Annotated in this window: 14 protein-coding genes and 1 other RNA gene; 10 read left to right on the top strand and 5 right to left on the bottom strand. The window is 67.3% G+C overall.

The genetic code is table 11. The features are described 5' to 3' along the window. Window positions 1–23 precede the first annotated feature (23 nt). Window positions 24–1,478 carry a cellulase family glycosylhydrolase gene (locus tag ACCQ01_RS19140; protein ID WP_228431394.1) on the bottom strand — a complete coding sequence of 485 codons (1,455 nt, stop codon included), beginning with the start codon at window positions 1,476–1,478 and terminating at the stop codon, window positions 24–26. Window positions 1,479–1,690: 212 nt separating this feature from the next. On the opposite strand from ACCQ01_RS19140, the gene ACCQ01_RS19135 reads away from it, so the two are divergent. After that, on the top strand, window positions 1,691–3,178 hold the full coding sequence (locus ACCQ01_RS19135) for a SulP family inorganic anion transporter (RefSeq protein ID WP_228431392.1): 1,488 nt from the start codon (window positions 1,691–1,693) through the stop codon (window positions 3,176–3,178). A gap of 238 nt (window positions 3,179–3,416) precedes the next feature. Then, the gene (locus ACCQ01_RS19130; RefSeq protein WP_175611690.1) at window positions 3,417–4,397 is read left to right on the top strand and encodes a GGDEF domain-containing protein; all 981 of its coding nucleotides are present in this window, start codon (window positions 3,417–3,419) and stop codon (window positions 4,395–4,397) included. A gap of 36 nt (window positions 4,398–4,433) precedes the next feature. On the opposite strand, the gene ACCQ01_RS19125 is transcribed toward ACCQ01_RS19130, so the two are convergent. After that, window positions 4,434–6,662: a TonB-dependent siderophore receptor gene (locus tag ACCQ01_RS19125; protein ID WP_228431390.1), complete on the bottom strand. Its 2,229-nt coding sequence runs from the start codon at window positions 6,660–6,662 to the stop codon at window positions 4,434–4,436. 226 nt (window positions 6,663–6,888) lie between these two features. Between ACCQ01_RS19125 and ACCQ01_RS19120 the strand changes: the two genes are divergently transcribed. The 7 genes from ACCQ01_RS19120 to hemC all read left to right on the top strand — a co-directional run bounded on the left by ACCQ01_RS19120 (window position 6,889) and on the right by hemC (window position 16,857). Next, entirely contained in the window at window positions 6,889–8,538 is a 1,650-nt protein-coding gene (locus ACCQ01_RS19120) for a M28 family metallopeptidase (protein ID WP_228431388.1), read from the top strand. A 650-nt stretch (window positions 8,539–9,188) separates the two neighbouring features. Further along, window positions 9,189–11,027, top strand: a complete 1,839-nt coding sequence (locus ACCQ01_RS19115; protein ID WP_228418522.1) for an SLC13 family permease — start codon at window positions 9,189–9,191, stop codon at window positions 11,025–11,027. 317 nt (window positions 11,028–11,344) lie between these two features. Further along, window positions 11,345–13,282 (top strand): glucans biosynthesis glucosyltransferase MdoH, encoded by a 1,938-nt coding sequence (mdoH, locus tag ACCQ01_RS19110; protein WP_012437319.1) that lies wholly within the window; start codon window positions 11,345–11,347, stop codon window positions 13,280–13,282. A 131-nt stretch (window positions 13,283–13,413) separates the two neighbouring features. Continuing rightward, on the top strand, window positions 13,414–14,082 hold the full coding sequence (locus tag ACCQ01_RS19105; RefSeq protein ID WP_228431386.1) for an alpha/beta hydrolase: 669 nt from the start codon (window positions 13,414–13,416) through the stop codon (window positions 14,080–14,082). A 3-nt stretch (window positions 14,083–14,085) separates the two neighbouring features. Beyond that, entirely contained in the window at window positions 14,086–15,141 is a 1,056-nt protein-coding gene (locus ACCQ01_RS19100) for a sensor histidine kinase (RefSeq protein WP_228431385.1), read from the top strand. Window positions 15,142–15,171: 30 nt separating this feature from the next. Next, window positions 15,172–15,912 carry a LytR/AlgR family response regulator transcription factor gene (locus ACCQ01_RS19095; RefSeq protein ID WP_029217061.1) on the top strand — a complete coding sequence of 247 codons (741 nt, stop codon included), beginning with the start codon at window positions 15,172–15,174 and terminating at the stop codon, window positions 15,910–15,912. A gap of 30 nt (window positions 15,913–15,942) precedes the next feature. Continuing rightward, a complete protein-coding gene (hemC, locus tag ACCQ01_RS19090; RefSeq protein WP_012437323.1) occupies window positions 15,943–16,857 on the top strand; it encodes a hydroxymethylbilane synthase in 915 nt (304 codons plus the stop codon). A 112-nt stretch (window positions 16,858–16,969) separates the two neighbouring features. Here the strand turns inward: hemC and ACCQ01_RS19085 are convergent, their stop codons facing one another. Next, a complete protein-coding gene (locus ACCQ01_RS19085; RefSeq protein WP_012437324.1) occupies window positions 16,970–17,770 on the bottom strand; it encodes a DUF481 domain-containing protein in 801 nt (266 codons plus the stop codon). 215 nt (window positions 17,771–17,985) lie between these two features. Here ACCQ01_RS19085 and ACCQ01_RS19080 point away from each other — a divergent pair, with 215 nt between their 5' ends. After that, window positions 17,986–18,951, top strand: a complete 966-nt coding sequence (locus tag ACCQ01_RS19080; protein ID WP_011038601.1) for a helix-turn-helix transcriptional regulator — start codon at window positions 17,986–17,988, stop codon at window positions 18,949–18,951. A 4-nt stretch (window positions 18,952–18,955) separates the two neighbouring features. Here ACCQ01_RS19080 and ACCQ01_RS19075 read toward each other — a convergent pair. Both ACCQ01_RS19075 and ACCQ01_RS19070 read right to left on the bottom strand, forming a co-directional pair. Then, a non-coding RNA gene (locus ACCQ01_RS19075) (sX9 sRNA) lies at window positions 18,956–19,030 on the bottom strand. Window positions 19,031–19,149: 119 nt separating this feature from the next. Next, window positions 19,150–19,719 (bottom strand): lipocalin family protein, encoded by a 570-nt coding sequence (locus ACCQ01_RS19070; protein ID WP_011038600.1) that lies wholly within the window; start codon window positions 19,717–19,719, stop codon window positions 19,150–19,152. Between the last annotated feature and the right edge of the window lie 192 nt (window positions 19,720–19,911).

Here is a 19,911-nt window from a genome sequence, read left to right as displayed (position 1 = left end):
GAGCCATGCCCGCCACGCTGCACTCAGCTCGCGGCGCAGAAGCCGAACTCGGCGGTGGCGCCGGCTGCCAGGGTGCGGTTGAAGTCCACGCCGCTGGCCCTGAGCGTGCTGCCGCTCTGCGACCAGGTCGCGTTCCAGGCGTTGTTGACTGTACCGGTGACCGGCACTGCGATCGACCAGGTGCCGCTGGCAGTGCCGGTGTTGGTGACCTGCACGCGGTTGCAATAGCCGCCGTTCCAGCTGTTGTCCACGATCACCTTGGTGCTGAAGGTGCTGGCGCCCGGGGTGGGCGTCGGCGTTGGGGTTGGCGTGGGGGTAGGCGTCGGTGTCGGTGTGGGAGTCGGCGTCGGCGTGGTATCGCCGGCGGTGCCCCACAGCGTGCGCAGCAGGGTCATCTTGTCCTGGCGCACGCTGGTCCAGTCATCGCGCAGGATGCCGCCGGTGTCGCCGCTGTTGGGATTCCACGACCAGTAGAAGCCCTGGTTGATGCCCTTGCTGCGCAGGTACTTCACCAGCGCGTCCTGCCAGGTCTTGTCGCGCGCGTCGCCTTCGCCGTACTTGCCACCGAACTCGCCCAGCAACAGCGCATGCGTGCCGGCGAACTGGCCGAAATGGCGGTCCCAGATGGCCGGCATGTTGTTGGGGAAATTGCTGTCGTTGAAGTACGACTGCACGAACACGTCCGGGCCGTACACGTGCGGGGCCAACAGCAGTCGGTTGGCCGGGATGTTGAGCGGGGTGCAGGCCAGCGGCTGCAGGTTGCCGCCCCAGAAGATGCCGCCGTTGGTGGAGCACACCGGGTTGTCGGTGATGCCTTCCACCGCGATCAGCCACTTCGGCGCGACCGCCAACACCGCAGCCGAGCCGCGCTCGGCAGCCTTGTTCCAATCGGTGGCAGCGTTGCCGGTGCCCCAGGTGGCGGCGCCGTGCGGTTCGTTCTTCAGATCCAGGCCGAGTACATACGGCACGTTCTTGTAGCGGTTGGCCACAAAGCGCAGGTCGGCCAGCCACTGTGCCTCGGTATAGGAGCCGGTGTACCAGAGCTCGGAAATGCCGGCGCAATCGGGGGTGTGGTGATCCAGCAGCACGTACATGCCGCGCGCGTTGAATTCGGCGATCACCTTGTCGAGGATCTGCAGCGAGGTCAGGCCCTGCAGGTCGGCGTTGCGGCTGTAGTCGATGCTGGTCGGCATGGTGTCGCTGCGCAGCGTGGCCGGGCAGAACGGCAGGCGCACGGCGTTGAAGCCCAGGCCCTGCATCTGCACGATCATGTCCTTCCAGTTGCGTGCCCACAGGCCATGCATCACGTGGTTGCCGGTTTCGAAGCCGAACACGTTCACGCCCTTGAGCTGCACGACCTTGCCGCTGTCGTCGACGATCTGCCTGCTGCTGTTGATGGAATAGCTGAAGGCCGGCCCGGCGGCCAGTGCGAGGGCGGTGGCCAAAGCGAGCGTGCTTGCGGTCCTGAACATGGACATGGTGATCTCCCTAGAGAACCGGGCTCGACACCCGAGCGCGGTAAGGCGGGCATCTTGGTCTGTGCGCGCGTCGGGTGGCGTGATCGTCCCCACAGAAAACACCATTGCCGCACCGATCACATCGCGGCTGCGGGAGCGGTCGCTTTCCCGCACACTAGTGCCCCCTGCGCACTGTCCGCAGGACTGTCGTTCTTGTCCCTGGAGTGTCCCCCATGTCCTTCCTGCGCACCGAACTGGCGCAATGGCGCGCCTCGCCTGCGCGCGAACTGATGGCTGGCGCCGTTGCCACGTTCGCCCTGATTCCCGAAGTCATCGCCTTTGCGTTCGTCGCAGGCGTGGACCCGCAGGTTGGCTTGTTCGCGTCGTTTGTGATCGGCATCGTGATCGCGTTTTGTGGCGGACGGCCGGCGATGATTTCCGCAGCCGCCGGCTCGGTGGCGCTGGTGGCTGCGCCGTTGGTGGCCACGCACGGGTTGCCGTATCTGCTCGCCGCCGGGCTGCTCGCCGGGCTGGTGCAGATCGTGTTCGGGCTGCTGCGCCTGGGCGTGCTGATGCGCTTTGTCAGCAGCTCGGTGCGGACCGGGTTCGTCAACGCGCTGGCGGTGCTGATCTTCGCCGCACAGCTGCCGCATCTGCTCGGTGCCAACCCCACCACCTGGGTCACGCTGGGCGTGGGCCTGGCCATCATCTACGGCCTGCCGCGGTTGCGGCTGCCCGGTGTCTCGGCCATTCCGTCGCCGCTGCTGTGCATCCTGTTGCTCACGGTGGCCAGCAGCGCGCTGCACCTGCCGCTGAAGACCGTGGCCGACCTGGGCAAGCTGCCCACCGCGCTGCCGTTCCTGCAATGGCCCGGCGTGCCGTTGACGCTGGAGACCTTGCGCATCATCGCGTTGCCGGCGTTGGCCATTGCAATGGTGGGCCTGCTCGAATCGATGATGACCGCGCGCGTGGTCGATGAACTCACCGACACGCCCAGCAACAAGAACCGCGAATGCACCGGCCTGGGCCTGGCCAATGCGGCCGCCAGCCTGTTCGGCGGCATCGCCGGCTGCGGCATGATCGGGCAGACCGTGGGCAACGTGAAATACGGCGGCCGCGGCCGGCTGTCGACGCTGTTTGCCGGCGTGTTCCTGCTGATCCTGATGGTGCTGCTCAAGCCGTGGGTGTCGCAGGTGCCGGTGGTGGCGTTGGTGGCGATCATGGTGATGGTCTCGGCCGAGACCTTCGACTGGCGCTCGCTGCGCACCGTGATCACCCACCCGCGCACCTCCAGCGTGGTGATGCTGGCCACGGTCGCAGTGACCCTGGCCACCCACAACCTGGCCGCTGGCGTGGCGGTGGGCGTGCTGCTGAGCGGGGTGTTCTTCACCTTCAAGGTGTCCGGGCTGCTGCAGATCGTCCCCAGCGACGCGGCCACCGGGCTGCGCACCTACAGCGTGCGCGGGCAGGTGTTCTTCGCCTCGGCCGATGTGTTCATCGACGCCTTCGATGCCCGCGAGGTGCCCGGCCAGCAGGTCATCATCGACGTGACCCGCGCGCACTTTTGGGACATCACCGCGGTGGCGGCGCTGGACAAGGTGGTGCAGCGCCTGCGCCACCACGGTTTGCAGGTCCGGGTGCAGGGCCTGAATGCCGCCAGCCGGCGGCTGATGCAGGCCCACGCCCTGGGCGAGGATGCGCTGGAATCGGCGCTGCCCTGAGCCAGGCCGCGGCCCCTGTACCCGCACGGCGTCAGGGGCCGGCAACGGCGGGATTGACCTTGCTGGCCGCGCGCTGAGCGGGGCCGGGCAGCGGACTCAAGTTCGCCCCCCGGACGCCGATGAACCGACATCTCTGATTGCGGTGATCTGTCGTGATGCCAGTGCGTACCCGCCACAGGCCTGAGCCTGCCTGCCACCGGTGTTCCCGGCGGGCGGCGGTGCGTGCGGTGCCGCCACCATGACCGAAGCGCCCCTGCTGGAACGGATGGTCGACCTCACCGCCATCCGCGACGCCGATCTGCTCGACCTCACCCTGCTGCGCACCGTGCGCGAAGTGTGTGCGGCCGAAGAATTGTCGCTGCTGCGCATCGCCCCCGATGGCCGCAGCATGGCCGAAACCCGGTTGCGCGAGGACGGCCGGCTGTCGCTGACGGTGGCCGAGATTCACGACGCCGCCACGCGCGCGCTGCTGGCAGACGTCCGCGGCCCGGGCGAGGTGGTGCAGCTGCAGCACGACGGCCGCGCGCTGCTGGTCTACCCGATGATGGAAGCGCGCGGCATCCGCACCTGCCTGCGCGTGGGCGGCACGCAGGCCCCCGGCGCTGCCGAGCAGCTCTTGCTGCAGGGCTTTGCACGCTTCTTCCAGAACTACCGCAGCCTGCTCGACGACGCCCAGCGCGACGCACTCACCGGCCTGCGCAATCGCAAGACCTTCGACGACATGATCCTGCGCCTGTTCGCCGCCAACGCGGATGGCGCGCAGGAGAACGCGGTGTGGCTGGGCATCGTGGACATCGACCATTTCAAGCGCGTCAACGACACCTTCGGGCATCTGTATGGCGACGAGGTGCTGCTGCTGGTGGCCCAGCTGATGCAGCGCTGCTTCCGCCAGGACGATCTGCTGTTCCGTTTCGGTGGCGAGGAGTTCGTGATCGTGCTGCGCGGGGTGGACCGCGACACCGCGGTGAGCCTGTTCGAGCGATTCCGGCGCGCGGTGGCCGAGCACAGTTTCCCGCAAGTGGGCACGGTGACCTTGAGCACCGGTATCGTCGAACTTAGCGACGGCCGGCTGGTCAGCCAGATGCTGGACGAAGCCGACAAGGCGCTGTACTGGGCCAAGCAGCACGGCCGCAACCGCGCGGCGGTGTATAGCGAACTGATTGCCAGCGGGCAGATGCAGCGGGTGGACCAGCAGACCGGTAGCGTGGACCTGTTCTGAGCCTGCATGGCGCGCCGTTGACGGCACGCCATGCGCTCAGAAATTCGCGCGCAGATTGAACAGCAGCCGCCGCGGTTCGCCCCAATAGCCGGAATTGAAGAAGCCCACGTTGCGGTAATAGACCTTGTCGAACAGGTTGGTCACCGTCACGCCCACGCTCAGCTGCTCGTTGATGCGGTAGCGGCCCATCAGATCCACCAGTAGATAGCCGCCCTGGGTGACCCGCCCGCTGCGCGTGATCGGTGCCCCGGCCGCGGTGAAGCGCCCGGTGGGGATGGTCTGGTTCTGATACACCGCGCTCTGCCAGCTGATCCCGCCGCCCAGCGTCCAGTCGCCGAACCGGTAAGTGGTGTTGAAGCGCGCCAGGTGCATCGGGCTGGTGGTGAACACCCGTGCGCCGCGCTGGTCGGTGCTGTAGGCGTAGGTGTAGCCGCCGGTCATGCTCCAGTCCGGGGTGATCGCGCCGGAGACTTCGAACTCGCCGCCCCAGGATTCCACACCCGACACCGCGCGATACGCCGAGCTGCCATCGGGCAGGCTGTTGGGCGCTATTTCCGGATCGATCTCGGCCACGTTGTCCTGTTGCATGTGGAAGCCGTTGAGCGCGGCGTAGAGCGCACCGCCAAAGAACTCGCCCTTGAAGCCGTATTCGAGATTGGCACCCACCACCGGATCCAGTTGCTGGTTGGTGCGGTCGCGCAGGTTCTGTGCCTGGAACACATCCGAATACGACACAAACGCCGAGAGGTGCCGGCTCAGATCGTAGATCGCGCCCAGGTACGGGGTAAGCGCGTTGGCGTCGTAGTCGGCGCTGCGTCCGGTGAACTGATTGGCCGGCGAATAGTTGTCCGTGGCGGTGTTCCAGCTGGAATACCGCGCACCGCCAATCAGCTTCAACGCATCGGTGGGATTGAGCCGCACGGCCGCGTAATAGCCGGTTTCCTGCGTGTTGGTGATGCTGCTGGGGATGTCGGCATTGGTGGTGGTCGGCTGGCCCACATCGCCATTCCAGTCGAAGATGCTGGGGAAGGCGGTCAGGCTGTAGGGACGCGCGGTGATGGCGGTGCGCAGCGTGCCGAGATCGCGGTTGTAGTGGTTGGCGCCGACCACCAGCTCATGCGCACGGCCCAACCACTGAAACGGGCCGGAGGCGTAGAGATCCAGCGCGTTCTCGCGGGTTTCCGACACGCCGTAGGTGTCGGACACGCGCAATCCCAACCCGGTGCGCGCATCGGCGAACGAGGCGCTGTTGGAGCCGGCAAACAGCAGGCTGTCGGTATCGGTGGCGCGATGGTTGTAGGCCAGCCGCCCGCTCCAGCCGCCGGCAAACTGCTGTTCCAGGGTGGCGAAGACATTGGTGCTTTCGCGCTCCCACCGGTTCCAGCGTGCCGCGGCGCTGTAGGAGCGCGGCAGCCGTGCCGGTGCGCCATCGCTGAAGAACAGCGGCGCGGCACTCCACGCACCGCCATCGGAATGCGTGGCGAGGTGGTCGATGCCCGCGCGCAGCCGCGTGCTGTCGGTGAGGTCGGCTTCGAGCACGCCGTACACGCTGGGCGAGCGGTCCTGCTGGAAGCGCACCCAGCTGTCCTTTTCGGTGTAGGCGCCCACCACGCGGCCGCGCACGCGCCCGCCGGAGGTCAGCGGGCCGGCCACATCGAGTTCGGCGCGGCGGTAGTCCCAGGAGCCGACATTGAGGCTGGTACTGGCCTGGAACGCCGTGGTGGGGCGCTTGCGCACCATGTTGACGGTGGCCGATGGATTACCCGAGCCGGTCACCAGGCCACTGGCGCCGCGCACCACTTCGATACGCTCGTAGATCGAGGTGTCGCTGAGGATCGAATTGCCGCCGGCGCCGGTGGTGTAGTTGGTCGGCACGCCATCGAACATGAAGTTGTTGATTGCAAATCCGCGCGCAGTGAACAGCGTGCGGTTGCTGTCGTAGGACTGCACGGTGACGCCTGGCGTCTGCTGCAACACCTCGGCGATGGTGATGAGGTTGAAGTCTTCGATGCGCTGGCGGGTGAACACCGTCAACGACTGCGGCGTCTCGCGCAACGTCAGCGGCAACTTGGTGGCGGTATTGGTGCCGCGCACCTGGTAGCCCTCGGTGCGCCCGGTCACCAGCACCTGGTCCAGCGTGTTCGCTGTCGGTGCGGGGGCATTGTCTTGCGCATGCGCGGCGGTGGCACACAGCGCACAGGCGCACTGCAGCGCCAGCAACAAGCGGGAGTGGGCGCGCACAGAGCGCAGCAGGGCAACGGGCATGGACACACTCGGCAACGAAGGGGGAAGGCACGCGCATGCGGCAGGCACGGCGTTGCCGCCGCAAGGGGCAGGCACGTTGCGCAGCGCGTAAGTGAGAATGAATATTATTAAAGTTGCGCGCGGGCGTCGAGTACGTGCGTGCTGTGCAACCCATCCAATGGCACGTGGCGTCGCCGCGCGGTGGCCTACACTCCGGGGCTGTCTTTGATCACACCGGGGTGCTGCAGTGAAGCGAGTTGGACTGGGAATGCTGGCAATGGCGGTCTCCACCGCACTGATGGCGGCAACGCCGACGTTCGATGGCGCGCGCATCTCGCGTGACGTCAAGGAGCTGGCCTCCGACGCCTATGAAGGCCGTGGCCCGGCCACTGCCGGCGAAGACAAGACCATTGCCTACCTGAGCACGCAGTTTGCCGCGGCCGGTTTGCAGCCCGGTGGCGATCTCGCCGATGGTAAGCGCCTGTGGACGCAGGCGGTGCCGCTGCGGCGCGCCGATATCGTGGGCACGCCGCGTATTGCTTTGCAGGGCGGCAGCGCGCCGCAGACCCTGACCCAAGGCAAGGAGATCGCGATCCGCGCGGCAATGAACGGCTCATCCAAGGTCGATATCGCCAACGCGCCGCTGGTGTTCGTCGGCTATGGCGTCAAAGCGCCGGAGCGCGACTGGGACGACTTCAAGGGTGTCGACCTCAAGGGCAAGATCGCCGTGGTGCTGATCAACGACCCGGATTTCGAGACCGGCAAGGGCGCCTTCGATGGCAAGGGCATGACCTACTACGGCCGCTGGACCTACAAGTACGAAGAGGGTGCGCGCCAGGGCGCACTCGGCGTGCTGGTGGTGCATGAAACCGCGCCGGCCTCCTACGGCTGGGACACCGTGGCCAGCTCCAACACCAACACCATGTTCGATGTGGTGCGCGACAACCCGCGCGCTGCGCATCCCACGCTGGAAGGCTGGGTCCAGCGTGATCTGGCCGCGCGTCTGTTCACGCAGGCCGGCCTGGATTTCGACACCTTGAAGAAGCAGGCGCAGACCCGCGCATTCAAGCCGGTGGAACTCAAGGGGCAACGCTTGAGTGCCAGCTACACGGTCAAGTCGGATGTGATCACCTCGCACAACGTGGTCGCGCGCCTGGAAGGCAGCACCCATCCCGACGAGACGCTGATCTACAGCGCGCACTGGGACCACATCGGCGTGGGCAAGCCCGATGCACGCGGCGACACCATCTTCAACGGCGCGCTGGACAACGCAAGCGGTACGGCCGCATTGCTGGAGCTGGCGCGCGGTTTCGCCAAGGGGCCGAAGCCGGAGCGCTCGGTGGTGTTCCTGGCGGTCACCGCCGAGGAAAAAGGCCTGCTCGGTTCGGAGTTCTACGCCTCCAAGCCGCTGTACCCGCTGGCGACCACGGTGGCGGTGATCAACATGGACGGCATGAACCCGTTCGTGCCCTCGCGTGATTTCGGTATCTACGGCACCGCCAAGCTGGAGTTGCTGGATCAACTCAAGACCGTCGCCGGGCAGTGGAAGCTGCGCTACACGCCCGATCCCAAGCCGGAGGCGGGCTACTTCTTCCGCTCCGATCATTTCTCCTTCGCCAAGCGTGGCGTGCCGGCGTTGTCGTATGCGGCCGGCCAGGATTGGGAAGTGGGCGGTGTGGCCGCAGGCAAGGCGGCATCGGACGACTACACCGCCAAGCGCTATCACCAGCAGGGCGATGAGTGGAAGCCGGACTGGACCTTCGCCGGTGCCGCACGCGATCTGGGCATCCTCTACGCCCTGGGCCAGCAGCTTGCCGATGCGCGTACCTGGCCGAACTGGAGCAGCGATTCGGAATTCCGCGCCACCCGCGACACCAGTGCCGACGCGCGCAAGTAGCGCCATGTAGCGACGCTGCTGCGTCGATATATGGAGCTGTACGCTGCCGGCGTTGCACTGCGCCGGCAGTAGCGCGCAGAGTTCGCCTGCGCGTTGCGGAGTGGCAGGCAAGATTGCGTCAGCAATGGAGCACACAGTGCGGCAATGGGAAGCCGTCCTGTGTGCATTGCCCCAGGCGTGCGTGGCATGGCGACGCACGGGCGAAGCCAGCTCCGCAATAAAACGGACGCCGCAATGTAGTTCGCGTGCTACCGCCACGCGCATGTTCTGCAGTCTGCGAACAACAAGCAGGCTCCAAGTAACAAGCGTTGGAGAAGGCATCCGCTCAACCACAGCACCGTGGTGTGTCGATCGCGGTGCGCAGTCTCATCGCCGCCGCTCGGCAGCCTCCGCATGACCTGGCCTGCACGCCCATCTATCCAGCCCAACCGCAACGTAGTGAGGGATGACGCCCCACCCACGACACTCACATCTGTCCAAGGTGCATGCGTGCAGCACACCATCGACACCGCGCAGCCGCTGGCATTCGCAAACACAACGCAACTGCCGCAGCACGCCCGCACACACGCAGTTGCTCCCAAACGTGACCACGCGCATGTCGCCTTCACCGCGCTCAGGTAAGGTCGGCGCAATCGCAGGCGGTGAGTGGAATGGAACAACAGCAACTCGTGTTTCTGGTCATCCTTGTGGTGGCACTGGTGCTGTTCATCAGCGAAAAGCTGCGGGTCGACCTGGTGGCCATGCTGGCGACGCTGGCGTTGACTCTCACCGGCATCCTCACCCCGACCCAGGCCTTGTCCGGGTTTTCCAGTGAGCCGGCGATCATTGTCGCGGCGGTGTTCGTGTTGTCGGCCGGCTTGTCGGCCACCGGCATCACCGACCGCATTGGCGCGGCGATCGGGCGCGCCGCCGGCGGGCGCGAGTGGCGCGCCATCGCGGTCACCATGCCGGCCACCGCGGCCCTGGCGGCGTTTTCGCACCATCTGATGATCACCGCGATGATGTTGCCGGTGATGATGCGGCTGGCCCGCGAGCAGAAGCTGGCCGCCTCGCGGCTGCTGATGCCGATGTCGCTGGCGGCCTCGTTGGGCACCACCTTGACCCTGATCAGCGCGCCGGCCTTTCTGCTCGCCAATGCCGCGCTGGAACGCGGCGGCCACGGGCGGCTGGACCTGTTCGCCATCACCCCGATCGGCGCGGTGCTGGTCGGCGTGGGCATGCTCTACATGCTCGCAGGGCGCTGGCTGCTGCCCAAGCGGCAGGGCGAAGACGATGGCGGCGCGGACTATCTGCGCCTGGAGCGCTATTACACCGAACTGCTGGTCGACGCCGACGCGCCCTGGGTAGGCCGGCCGTTGGCCGAGTTCGAGGCCGCGTTCACCGAACGGCTGCAGGTAGTGGATTGGTTGCGCAACGGCATGCGCCGGCGTCGCAGCAGCAACGAGGGCCTGCTGCGCGCCGGCGATGTGCTGCTGGTGCGCGCCTCGCCGGACGAGATCGCCTCGGTCAAGGATGAGCCGGGTTTGTCGTTGCATGCGGTGGCCAAGTACGGCGAGCAGCCGCGCGAGGATCGCGCCGACCCGCAGCGTCCACATGAGGCACTGGGCGAAGAGCAGCTGGTGCAGGCGGTGGTGGCACCGCATTCGGAATTCGTCGGGCGCTCGGTGTCGCGCATCGATTTCCTGCACACCATGGGCGTGGTGGTGGTCGGGCTGTGGCGCAAGGAAGGCTGGCTGCATGGCGAGTTGTCCGAGCTGCAGCTGCAGGAAGGCGACCTGCTGGTGCTGTGGGGCCGTCAGCACACCTTCCAGCAACTGTCCCAGCACCGCGGCTTCTTGATGCTGATGCCGTTCGACGGTCGCCGCAGCCGGCGTCGGCGCGCACCGTTGGCAGTGGCCATCATGCTGGCCGCCGTCGCGGCGGCCGCGGCCGAGTGGCTGCCACCGCATATCGCGTTCCTGCTCGGCGCGGTGGCCATGGTGCTCACCCGTTGCGTGAGCATCGAACAGGCCTACGCCGAAATCGACGTGCGCATTTACGTGATGATTGCCGGGGTAATCCCGCTCGGCATGGCGATGGATCAGACCGGCACCGCGCGCTGGCTGGCCGAGCATGTGCTCGCGCATGCCCATGGCCTGTCGCCGCTGAGCCTGCTGCTGTTGATGTTTGCCGCCGCCGCATTGCTGACGCAGGTGTTGTCCGATGCCGCCACCACGGTGCTGTTGACGCCGGTGGCGCTGGCCCTGGCGCAGGGGCTGGGATTGCCGCCGATTCCGTTCGTGGTGTGCACTGCGATGGGCGCGGTGGCCTCGTTCCTCACCCCGATCGGCCACCACGGCAACCTGCTGATCCTCAATCCCGGCCAGTACCGGTTTGCCGATTTCCTGCGCGTGGGCGTGCCGCTGACGGTGCTGATTGCGTTTGCCTCCGCATGGATGGCGCGCTATCTGTGGCTGGGCGGGCCGTTGCTGCCCTTCGCCTGGCCGTGACAGCCGGCGCGCCAGGCTGCAATCTGTTGGGGTAGCGTTCGGTCGCTGCGGCGTAGTCTGCCGCGCGGTCCTCGTCGGGAGGGGCGAAGACCGCAAACGGTGGCCTTCGGTTCCTTTAACGAACGATTCTTTAGGATGAGCCGCGACGTGAAGTCGCAGCCAGGAGAGCTTGTGCATTGGAGTTGTTCTACTGCGACGTGGTCGCACACCGTCGGGATCGCCCGTAACACGGTGCGCGTGGCAACGTTGCCGCGCACGCCATTGGCCATCTCGTTTCAGCCCGCAATGTCGCCGCAGATGCGCGACGGGCAGCCCTGATGGACGGCACCGTGACCCTTTCCCCTGCACCAACCGATCTACCTCCCGTCTCCAGCCTCGATGCCGGCCAGCCCACGCTGCCGCCAGAAGCGCCGTTGGCAATGCCCGAACAATCCCTGCGCGAAGGCAGCCTGCAGGTACGCCACCAGCGCACCTCGCCGATGGGCATCGGCCTGCGCCGCTTCTATCTGATCGGCGGGACGCTGACCGCCACCGCGGTGGCGGTGTGGGTGATGCTCAGCGTGCTGTGGCCCGGCGGCTTCAGCGTGCTGGAAGGCTGTTTGCTGGGCCTGTTCGTGTTGCTGTTCGCCTGGATTGCGATGTCCTTCGCCAGCGCGGTGGCCGGCTTCATCACCGTGGTCGCACGCGCCGGGCGCAAGCTCGGCATCGATCCGGATGCGCCGTTGCCCAGCCTGCACACGCGCACCGCGTTGCTGATGCCCACCTACAACGAAGACCCGCGCCGCCTGTTGGCCGGCCTGCAGGCGATCTACGAATCGGTCGCAGAAACCGGGCAGCTGGAGCACTTCGATTTCTTCGTGCTCAGCGATACCACCCGCGAGCACATCGGCCGCGCCGAAGAACAGGTGTATGCCGAACTGTGTGACAGCGTCGGCGGGCATGGCCGCATCTTCTACCGCCGCCGCGCCGACAACGCCGCGCGCAAGGCCGGCAACGTGGCCGACTGGGTGCGCCGTTTTGGCGGCAACTACCCGCAGATGCTGATCCTGGACGCCGATAGCGTGATGACCGGCGACACCATCGTGCGCCTGGTCGCGGGCATGGAAGACAACCCGGACGTGGGCCTGATCCAGACCTTGCCGGCGGTGGTGAACGGGCAGACCTTGTTCGCCCGTATGCAGCAGTTCGGCGGCCGCGTGTACGGGCCGATCATCGCCTTCGGCGTGGCCTGGTGGCATGGCGCGGAAAGCAATTACTGGGGCCACAACGCGATCATCCGCACCCAGGCGTTTGCCGATCACGCCGGGCTGCCGTCACTGCGTGGGCGCAAGCCCTTCGGCGGCCATGTGCTCAGCCATGACTTTGTCGAAGCGGCACTGATGCGGCGCGGCGGCTGGGCCATGCACATGGTGCCGTACCTGCAGGGCAGCTACGAAGAAGGCCCGCCCACGCTCACCGACCTGCTGGTCCGCGACCGCCGCTGGTGCCAGGGCAACCTGCAGCACGCCAAGGTGGTGGGTGCCAAGGGCCTGCACTGGATCAGCCGCATGCACATGATGATCGGCATCGGGCATTACTTCACCGCGCCGATGTGGGGCATGTTGATGCTGGTGGGTATCGGCATTCCGCTGGCGGGCGCCGGCATCGATCTTGCGCAGGGCCTGCCGTTCTCGCCGGCGCGCTACTGGCACGGCAGCAGCGACGGCAACGCGATCTGGATCTTCGTCTGCACCATGTTCGTGTTGCTTGCACCCAAGCTGCTTGGCTACATCGCCTTGCTGCTCAATCCGCGCGAACGCCGCGCCTGCGGGGGGGCGATCCGCGCCGCGTTGAGCATCCTGCTGGAAACCGTGCTGGCGGCCTTGATGGCGCCGGTGGTGATGTACCTGCAATCGCGCGGCGTGTTCGAAGTGCTGGCCGGCAAGGATTCGGGCTGGGATGCGCAGGTGCGCGATGACGGCAAGCTGTCGTGGCCGGCATTGATCCGCAGCTATGGTGGCCTGAGCGTATTCGGCCTGTTCATGGGCACGCTGGCCTACCTGGTGTCGCCGTCGCTGGCGGCGTGGATGGCGCCGGTGATCGTGGGCATGGTGGTGTCGATCCCGGTGGTGGCGGTGACTTCGCTGCGCCGCACCGGCCTGGCACTGCGCCGCGCCGGCATCTTCTGCATCCCCGAAGAACTCGACCCGCCCAAGGTGCTGGTGCGTGCGTCCGAACTGCGCCGCGCCGCCGCGCTCGAACCGCCGCTGATCTGAGCGGCCCACGGCGCGTGCCGCCGCGGCCGCCTCGCTTGCAGGCAGCCTCCCGCGCTGCTGGCGTCCTTGCGCAGCGCGCTGAGTGCACAGGGGCGCAAGGCATAATGCCCAGCCCTGTCACCGGAAGGTGGATGATGCTGGACGTGATTGAACGCGAGACCGGACCGAACCCGCAGTGGGCGGTGATCTGGCTGCATGGCCTGGGTGCGGACGGCAGCGACTTTGCGCCGATGGTGCCGGAACTGGTGCGCCCGCAGTGGCCGGCGCTGCGCTTCGTGTTCCCGCATGCGCCAATCCGCCCGATCACCATCAATAACGGCGTGCGCATGCGCGGCTGGTACGACATCGTCGGCATGGACTTTGCCCAGCGCGCGGACAAGGTCGGCATCGCCGAGTCGGTGGCCCAGATCGAGGCCTTGATTGCCAACGAACAGGCGCGCGGCATTGCGCCCGACCGCATCCTGCTGGCCGGCTTCTCGCAAGGCGGCGCCGTCACCCTGGCAGTGGGCCTGCAGCGCCGCGTGCCGTTGGCCGGGTTGATCGCCATGTCCACCTATCTGCCCGATCCGGCCGCCGCTGCCAGCCAACTGCAGCCGGGCGCGCTGGCGCAACCACTGTTCATGGCGCATGGCAGCGCCGACCCGGTGGTGCCTTACCGCGCCGGCGAGCAGAGTGCGCAGGCCCTGCAGGCACTGGGGTTTACGCTGGAATGGCATAGCTACCCGATGGGCCACCAGGTCTGCGTGGAAGAGATCGACGCCCTGCGCGACTGGATGCAGGCGCGCTTCACCGCCGTCTGAGCCATGGCCCACACCGCGCCGCAGATCGCCTGGATGCCGGACCTGTGCCGGCTGCCCCGCCTGGGCGCGATGCTCGGCCTGGCCGAGCTGGTGGTGCTGGTGGTGACCCTGGTGCCCGAAGCCGGCGCTGCGCGTAGCTTCACGCTGTCGCGCTTCGTGTCGGCCAGCGGCCTGGCGTTATGGCTGGCCCTGGCGGTGAGCGTGCTGCTGTGCGTGCTGCGGCCGTCCTTGTCGCGGCTGCCGCCACGGCTGGGTGGGCTGGCTGCGTTGTTGATCGCCGCAGTGGTGGCGATGCTGGGCGCCGGCATCGTGCATGGCCTGTACGCGGTGCTCGACCAGGCCCCGCTCGGCCCGCTGGTCGGGTTCTGGCGTTTTACGCTCGGCAGTGCGGCCACGGTGGTGCTGATCACCGCGCTGGCGCTGCGCTATTTCTACGTCAGCGACCGCTGGGAAGCGCAGGTGCAGGCCAACGCCCGCGCCGAAGCCGATGCGCTGCAGGCGCGCATCCGCCCGCATTTCCTCTTCAACAGCATGAACCTCATCGCCAGCCTGCTGCGGCGCGACCCGGTGGTGGCCGAACAGGCGGTGCTGGACCTGTCGGATCTGTTCCGCGCCGCGCTGGGGGCGGGCGAGGGCGTGTCCACGCTGCGCGCCGAATGCGAGCTGGCCGAGCGTTACCTGGCCATCGAATCGCTGCGCCTGGGCGATCGTCTGCAGGTGCGCTGGCACAAGCAGGAACCGCTGCCGTGGGCGTTGCCGATGCCGCGGCTGGTGCTGCAGCCGCTGGTGGAAAACGCGGTGCTGCACGGGGTGTCGCCCATGCCCGAGGGCGGCACCTTGTACCTGTCGCTGCGGCAGCGCGGCAGCCAGTTGCAGATCCGTATCGTCAATCCGGCACCGCAGCCCGGCACTCAGGCGCCGCTGGTGGTGGCGGGCGCCGGGCATGCCCAGGCCAGCATCTCGCACCGGTTGGCGTTTCAATTCGGTGCCGGGGCACGGATGGCGGCCGGCTGGTCGGAGGGCTACTATGCCTGCGAGATCACATTACCGTTGAAGTGAGGGGGAATCACTTCAGCGAGGGGGATGTCCATGACGGCCACGCAAGTGCGGGTCCTGATCGCCGATGACGAGCCACTGGCGCGCGAGCGCCTGCGCCTGCTGCTGGGCGAGCATCTGCACGTGCAGGTGGTGGGCGAGGCCGAGAACGGCGAGCAGGTCCTGCAGCTGTGCGAGCAGCAGCAGCCGGACCTGGTGCTGCTGGACATCGCCATGCCCGGGGTCGACGGCCTGGAAACCGCCCGCCTGCTGCGCCAGCGCCCGCAACCGCCGGCGGTGGTGTTCTGCACCGCCTACGACCAGCACGCACTGTCGGCCTTCGATGCGGCCGCACTGGACTACCTGATGAAACCCGTGCGCCCCGAGCGCCTTGCTGCCGCGCTGCAACGCGTGGCGACCTACCTGGCCGGGCGCACCCCCAGCCTCGCGCCGGCCGCGCCGCTGCGTACCCACCTGTGTGCGCGGCTGCGCGGCAGCCTGCGGTTGATCGCGATCCAGGACATCCGCTATCTGCAGGCGGAGGAGAAGTACGTCATCGTCCACCACGCCCGCGGTGAGGACCTGATCGAAGAGTCGCTCAAATCGCTGGAAGACGAATTCGCCGAGCGCCTTGTGCGCATCCACCGCAATTGCCTGGTCGCCCGCGAGGAGCTGGTGGAGCTGCGCCGCAGCGGCGATGGCCAGGTGCATGCGGTGCTGCGCAACGTGCCGCAGACCCTGGAAGTGAGCCGCCGCTGTGTGGCCAGCTTGCGCGAACAACTGCGCCAGGTATGAGTTGGGCGTCGTGTCCGCGATAATGGCGGCATGACCACGCTGCGCATCGCCACCCGTAAGAGCCCGCTTGCCCTCTGGCAGAGCGAACACGTCGCCACCGCGCTGCGCCAGCACCACCCCGGGCTGGAGGTCGTGCTGGTGCCGATGAGCACCCGCGGCGATGAAGTGCTGGACCGCTCGCTGGCCGCCATCGGCGGCAAGGGCCTGTTCCTCAAAGAACTGGAGCTGGCGATGCTGCGCGGCGAGGCCGATTGCGCCGTGCACTCGCTCAAGGACGTGCCGATGGAGCTGGACGCGCCGTTCGTGCTGCCGGCCATCCTGGAACGCGGCGACCCGGCCGATGCGCTGGTGTCCAACCTCTACGCCACCTTGCAGGCCCTGCCGCTGGGCGCACGCGTGGGCACCTCGTCGTTGCGCCGCCAGGCGCAGCTGCGCGCCGCGCGCCCGGACCTGGAATTGATCGACCTGCGCGGCAACGTCAACACCCGCCTGGCCAAGCTCGACAACGGCGGCTACGACGCCATCGTGCTGGCCTGCGCCGGCCTGCAGCGGCTGGGCCTGGAAGCTCGCATCACCGCGCGGCTGGACGCACCGGAGTGGCTGCCCGCCCCGGCGCAAGGCGCGGTGGCGGTGGAATGCCGCGGCGACGATGCCCGCATCCACGACCTGCTGGCGGTGCTGGATGCCGGCCGCACACGTGCCTGCGTCGAGGCCGAGCGCGCGATGAATCGCGCCCTGCACGGCAGTTGCCACGTGCCGGTGGCCGCCTTCGCGCGCTGGGAAGGCGAGGACCTGTTCCTGCAGGGCATGGTGGGCAGTGCCAGCGACGGCCGCCTGATCCACGCCGAGGCGCACGGCAGCCCCGACGCCACCGAAGACCTCGGCCGCCGCGTCGCCGACGGCCTGTTCGAAAAGGGCGCCGCACAGCTGCTGGCGGAGTTGTAAGCGCTAGCCAGACCGTAGGAGCGGCCTTGGCCGCGAACGCGTTACCGATAACACCTGCACGTAATCGATAAAAACCCTCACCGCCAACGCCGCTCCTACGAAACGCAATGGCTTACTTGAACGTGTAGACCAGGTTCACCGTGGTCAGCGTGTCGGTCTTCTTGTCGCCCTCACTGACGTCGCTGTTGTGGCGCATCTGCCAGGCGGCCTTGAGCGCGAAGTGCGAATTCATGCTGACCTGCACGCCGAAATCGTTCTGCGCGTAGGTGTTGTATTCGCCCGATTCCACCAGCAGCGTGTTGATCAGATCGGTGTTGTCGGTGACGGTGTATTTCAGGTCGAACAGACCACGGCCGATCAGCCCGGTCTCGTTGCGGTCGTCGTCGCTGTTGTGCGCGCGGCGGATACCCGGGCCGATCTGCGCATCCAGATAAAAACGATCGGCATCGATCAGGCGCGTGCCGTAACCGATACCGAAGGTGGCCAGGCGGTCGTAGGTGGCGAAGTCATCGTGTTCGTAGCGGCCGGTCGCGGTGAGCTGGCGGTGTTCGCCCAGCTGCAGCGCGCTGCCGGCACTGCCGGTGTAGCGCTCGGCGGTGGTCTGGCGCTCGCGCGTCACGCTGCCGTCGTCGTTGGTATTGGTGTATTCCGAGCTCGAGCGCAGCGCGGTGGCATCCAGGCTGTGGATCCAGTCGCCATCGGTGTAGCGCAGGCGGATGCGCCCGTTGAGGCTGTCGGTGGTGCTGTTGCCGTGCGCAGACGCATAGCCGAGCTCGCCACTGCTGCCGCTCCACGGGGAGGGCATCAAGGCGGCGGCCGGGTCTGCCGGCGCCGGTGCGACCGCCTGGGCCCAGACGGTGGGCGTGATCAACAACAGCGGCAACAGGGCAGACAACGGGGCACGGCGTGACATGGGCGGCACTCTTGGAGACGAAAGGGAGGGCAGAGAGGTGAAAGCGATTTCATGATAACGGACTGGGCGACCGCGTCAGGACCGGGTGAAGCCGCGCTTCATTGGCGGTTCGGGCGATCGGCGCGCCGCGCGCCCTGCGCCAAGCCGGGTAGGCAGGCCTTGCGCGGGGCGTGGATGCTCACCCCGCCGCGCGAAGACTCGGACATAATCAGCGCATGGACCGCTACGAACGTATCAACGCCCTGCATCGCCTGCTCAAGTCGGCCCGCTACCCGGTCACGGTGGCGCGCCTGCAAGATGAGCTGAGCTGTTCCCGCGCCACCGTTTACCGCGACCTGGCCTTTCTGCGCGATGCGCTGATGGCCCCGGTGGAGGGCGACGGCGAATCCGGCTTCCGCTATCTGTCTGGCGAAAGCGACCGCTTCGAGCTGCCGGGCCTGTGGCTGAGTTCCGAAGAACTGCACGCCTTGCTGGCCTCGCAGCAGCTGCTGTCGCGGACCGGCGGCGGCGTGCTGTCCTCGATGCTGGCACCGCTGCAGCAGCGGATCGAAGGCCTGCTCGCTGCCCAGGCCGGCGTCTCGCAGTGGCCGGTGGACCGGGTCCGGGTGATCCCGCACCGCGGCCGAAAGCTGGACGAAGCCAGCTTCCGCAGCGTGGCTTCGGCGGTGCTGGAGCGCAAGCAGTTGAGTTTCGACTACCGCGCCCGCTCCACTGACGAATCGACCAAGCGCACGGTGTCGCCGCAGCGCATTACCCATTACCGCGACAACTGGTACCTGGATGCGTGGGACCACGGCCGCGAGGGCGTGCGCAGCTTTGCGGTGGACCGTATCAACCACGCCCGCATCATCGATACCACGGCGCGCGACGTGCCCGACAGCGAACTGGATGCGCAGCTGGGCGCCAGTTACGGCATTTTTTCGGGCGCGCCCAAGGGCTGGGCGACCATCGTGTTCAGCGCCAAGGCCGCGCGCTGGGTGGCCGACGAGCACTGGCATTCCAAGCAGCAAGGGCGCTTCCTGCCCGACGGCCGTTACGAACTGAAAGTGCCGTACAGCGTCTCGCGCGAGCTGCTGATGGATGTGCTGCACTACGGCTCGGACGCGGAAATCGTCGAGCCGATGTCGTTGCGCGAGCAGGCCAAATCGCTGCTATCGCTGGCGTTGAGTAATTACGACTAAGCACGGCTGACAAAACGTAGCGGGCAGTTGTCAGGTGGGTGCGGACGGCGCGGAAGAACCGGACCGTACGCGGGGACACGCCGGTTTCGAGCACCGGCGCGGGCCCTGGTGGCTGCGCAGTCGTTTTGATCGCTGCTCCAAGCCCGGCGGGCAACGCCGGGGAGCGCACGCTGGCATGGTCGCGTGCGCGGGTGCCAATCAGCGCTTATCGGGGACTTCGAAGCCCAGCCGGCCTACCTGTTCGGGCAGCTGCGGCACGCGCTTGAGTTTGTCGGTGTAGATGGCGTAGTCGTCGCGCATCTTGTTGACCAGGGTGCGGTACTGGTCGCGGCTCATGTCCGGCTTGCGCGCGAAGATCCAGGCCAGGTCGCGGCCGGGGTAGGAGATCAGCATCCACGACCCGTCGGGCGCGATTTCCAGGATGCGCTGCTTGGCCGGAATGACCTTGTAGAACCACACCCGCCAATCGCGGTTGCCGCTGTCCGCGTCCACCGAGGCGCGTGCGTTGACTTCCTTTTCCGGCTCCTCGAAGCCTTCGCGGTAGCGATAGCGCACCGCCACCTTGCCGTCTTCCACCAGGGTGTATTCGTCGCGGCTGGCAACATGGCCGCGCTCGACCGGGTTGGGCATGCGCGCAATCACGTACCAGGTGCCCATGATCTTGGACAGGTCGATCGGCCGCTCCGTGGTCGGTGTGTCCTTGGCTTGCGCCGTGGGCAGGCCAAGCACGAGCAGGAAAGCGAGGGCGATCGAAACGGTCAGGCGCATCGCAAAGTCACAGAGGGTCAGTTGGGTCAGCACACTACCGCATGCAGGGGGCAAGTTCGCGTCAACGGTTGCGCCTGGCGTCGACAAACGCCGCTGGACCGGCCGGGCGCGCGTGCAGCCGGCCCAGTGGACGGCAGCCAGATGACGGAGCCGCGGCAGTGGCGGCGCTGACCGCGGGCCGGTGGATGCGGC

The organism is Xanthomonas sp. NCPPB 4037, assembly GCF_041475695.2.
GTDB lineage: Bacteria > Pseudomonadota > Gammaproteobacteria > Xanthomonadales > Xanthomonadaceae > Xanthomonas > Xanthomonas campestris.
This window is presented reverse-complemented; position numbering and strand designations above follow the sequence as displayed.

Bases quoted from the DNA above. Each gene is read 5' to 3' on its own strand.
- ACCQ01_RS19140 (WP_228431394.1), bottom strand. From the start codon at position 1,478: ATGTCCATGTTCAGGACCGCAAGCACGCTCGCTTTGGCCACCGCCCTC.
- ACCQ01_RS19135 (WP_228431392.1), top strand. From the start codon at position 1,691: ATGTCCTTCCTGCGCACCGAACTGGCGCAATGGCGCGCCTCGCCTGCG.
- ACCQ01_RS19130 (WP_175611690.1), top strand. From the start codon at position 3,417: ATGACCGAAGCGCCCCTGCTGGAACGGATGGTCGACCTCACCGCCATC.
- ACCQ01_RS19125 (WP_228431390.1), bottom strand. From the start codon at position 6,662: ATGCCCGTTGCCCTGCTGCGCTCTGTGCGCGCCCACTCCCGCTTGTTG.
- ACCQ01_RS19115 (WP_228418522.1), top strand. From the start codon at position 9,189: ATGGAACAACAGCAACTCGTGTTTCTGGTCATCCTTGTGGTGGCACTG.
- mdoH (WP_012437319.1), top strand. From the start codon at position 11,345: ATGGACGGCACCGTGACCCTTTCCCCTGCACCAACCGATCTACCTCCC.
- ACCQ01_RS19105 (WP_228431386.1), top strand. From the start codon at position 13,414: ATGATGCTGGACGTGATTGAACGCGAGACCGGACCGAACCCGCAGTGG.
- ACCQ01_RS19100 (WP_228431385.1), top strand. From the start codon at position 14,086: ATGGCCCACACCGCGCCGCAGATCGCCTGGATGCCGGACCTGTGCCGG.
- ACCQ01_RS19095 (WP_029217061.1), top strand. From the start codon at position 15,172: ATGACGGCCACGCAAGTGCGGGTCCTGATCGCCGATGACGAGCCACTG.
- hemC (WP_012437323.1), top strand. From the start codon at position 15,943: ATGACCACGCTGCGCATCGCCACCCGTAAGAGCCCGCTTGCCCTCTGG.
- ACCQ01_RS19085 (WP_012437324.1), bottom strand. From the start codon at position 17,770: ATGTCACGCCGTGCCCCGTTGTCTGCCCTGTTGCCGCTGTTGTTGATC.
- ACCQ01_RS19080 (WP_011038601.1), top strand. From the start codon at position 17,986: ATGGACCGCTACGAACGTATCAACGCCCTGCATCGCCTGCTCAAGTCG.
- ACCQ01_RS19070 (WP_011038600.1), bottom strand. From the start codon at position 19,719: ATGCGCCTGACCGTTTCGATCGCCCTCGCTTTCCTGCTCGTGCTTGGC.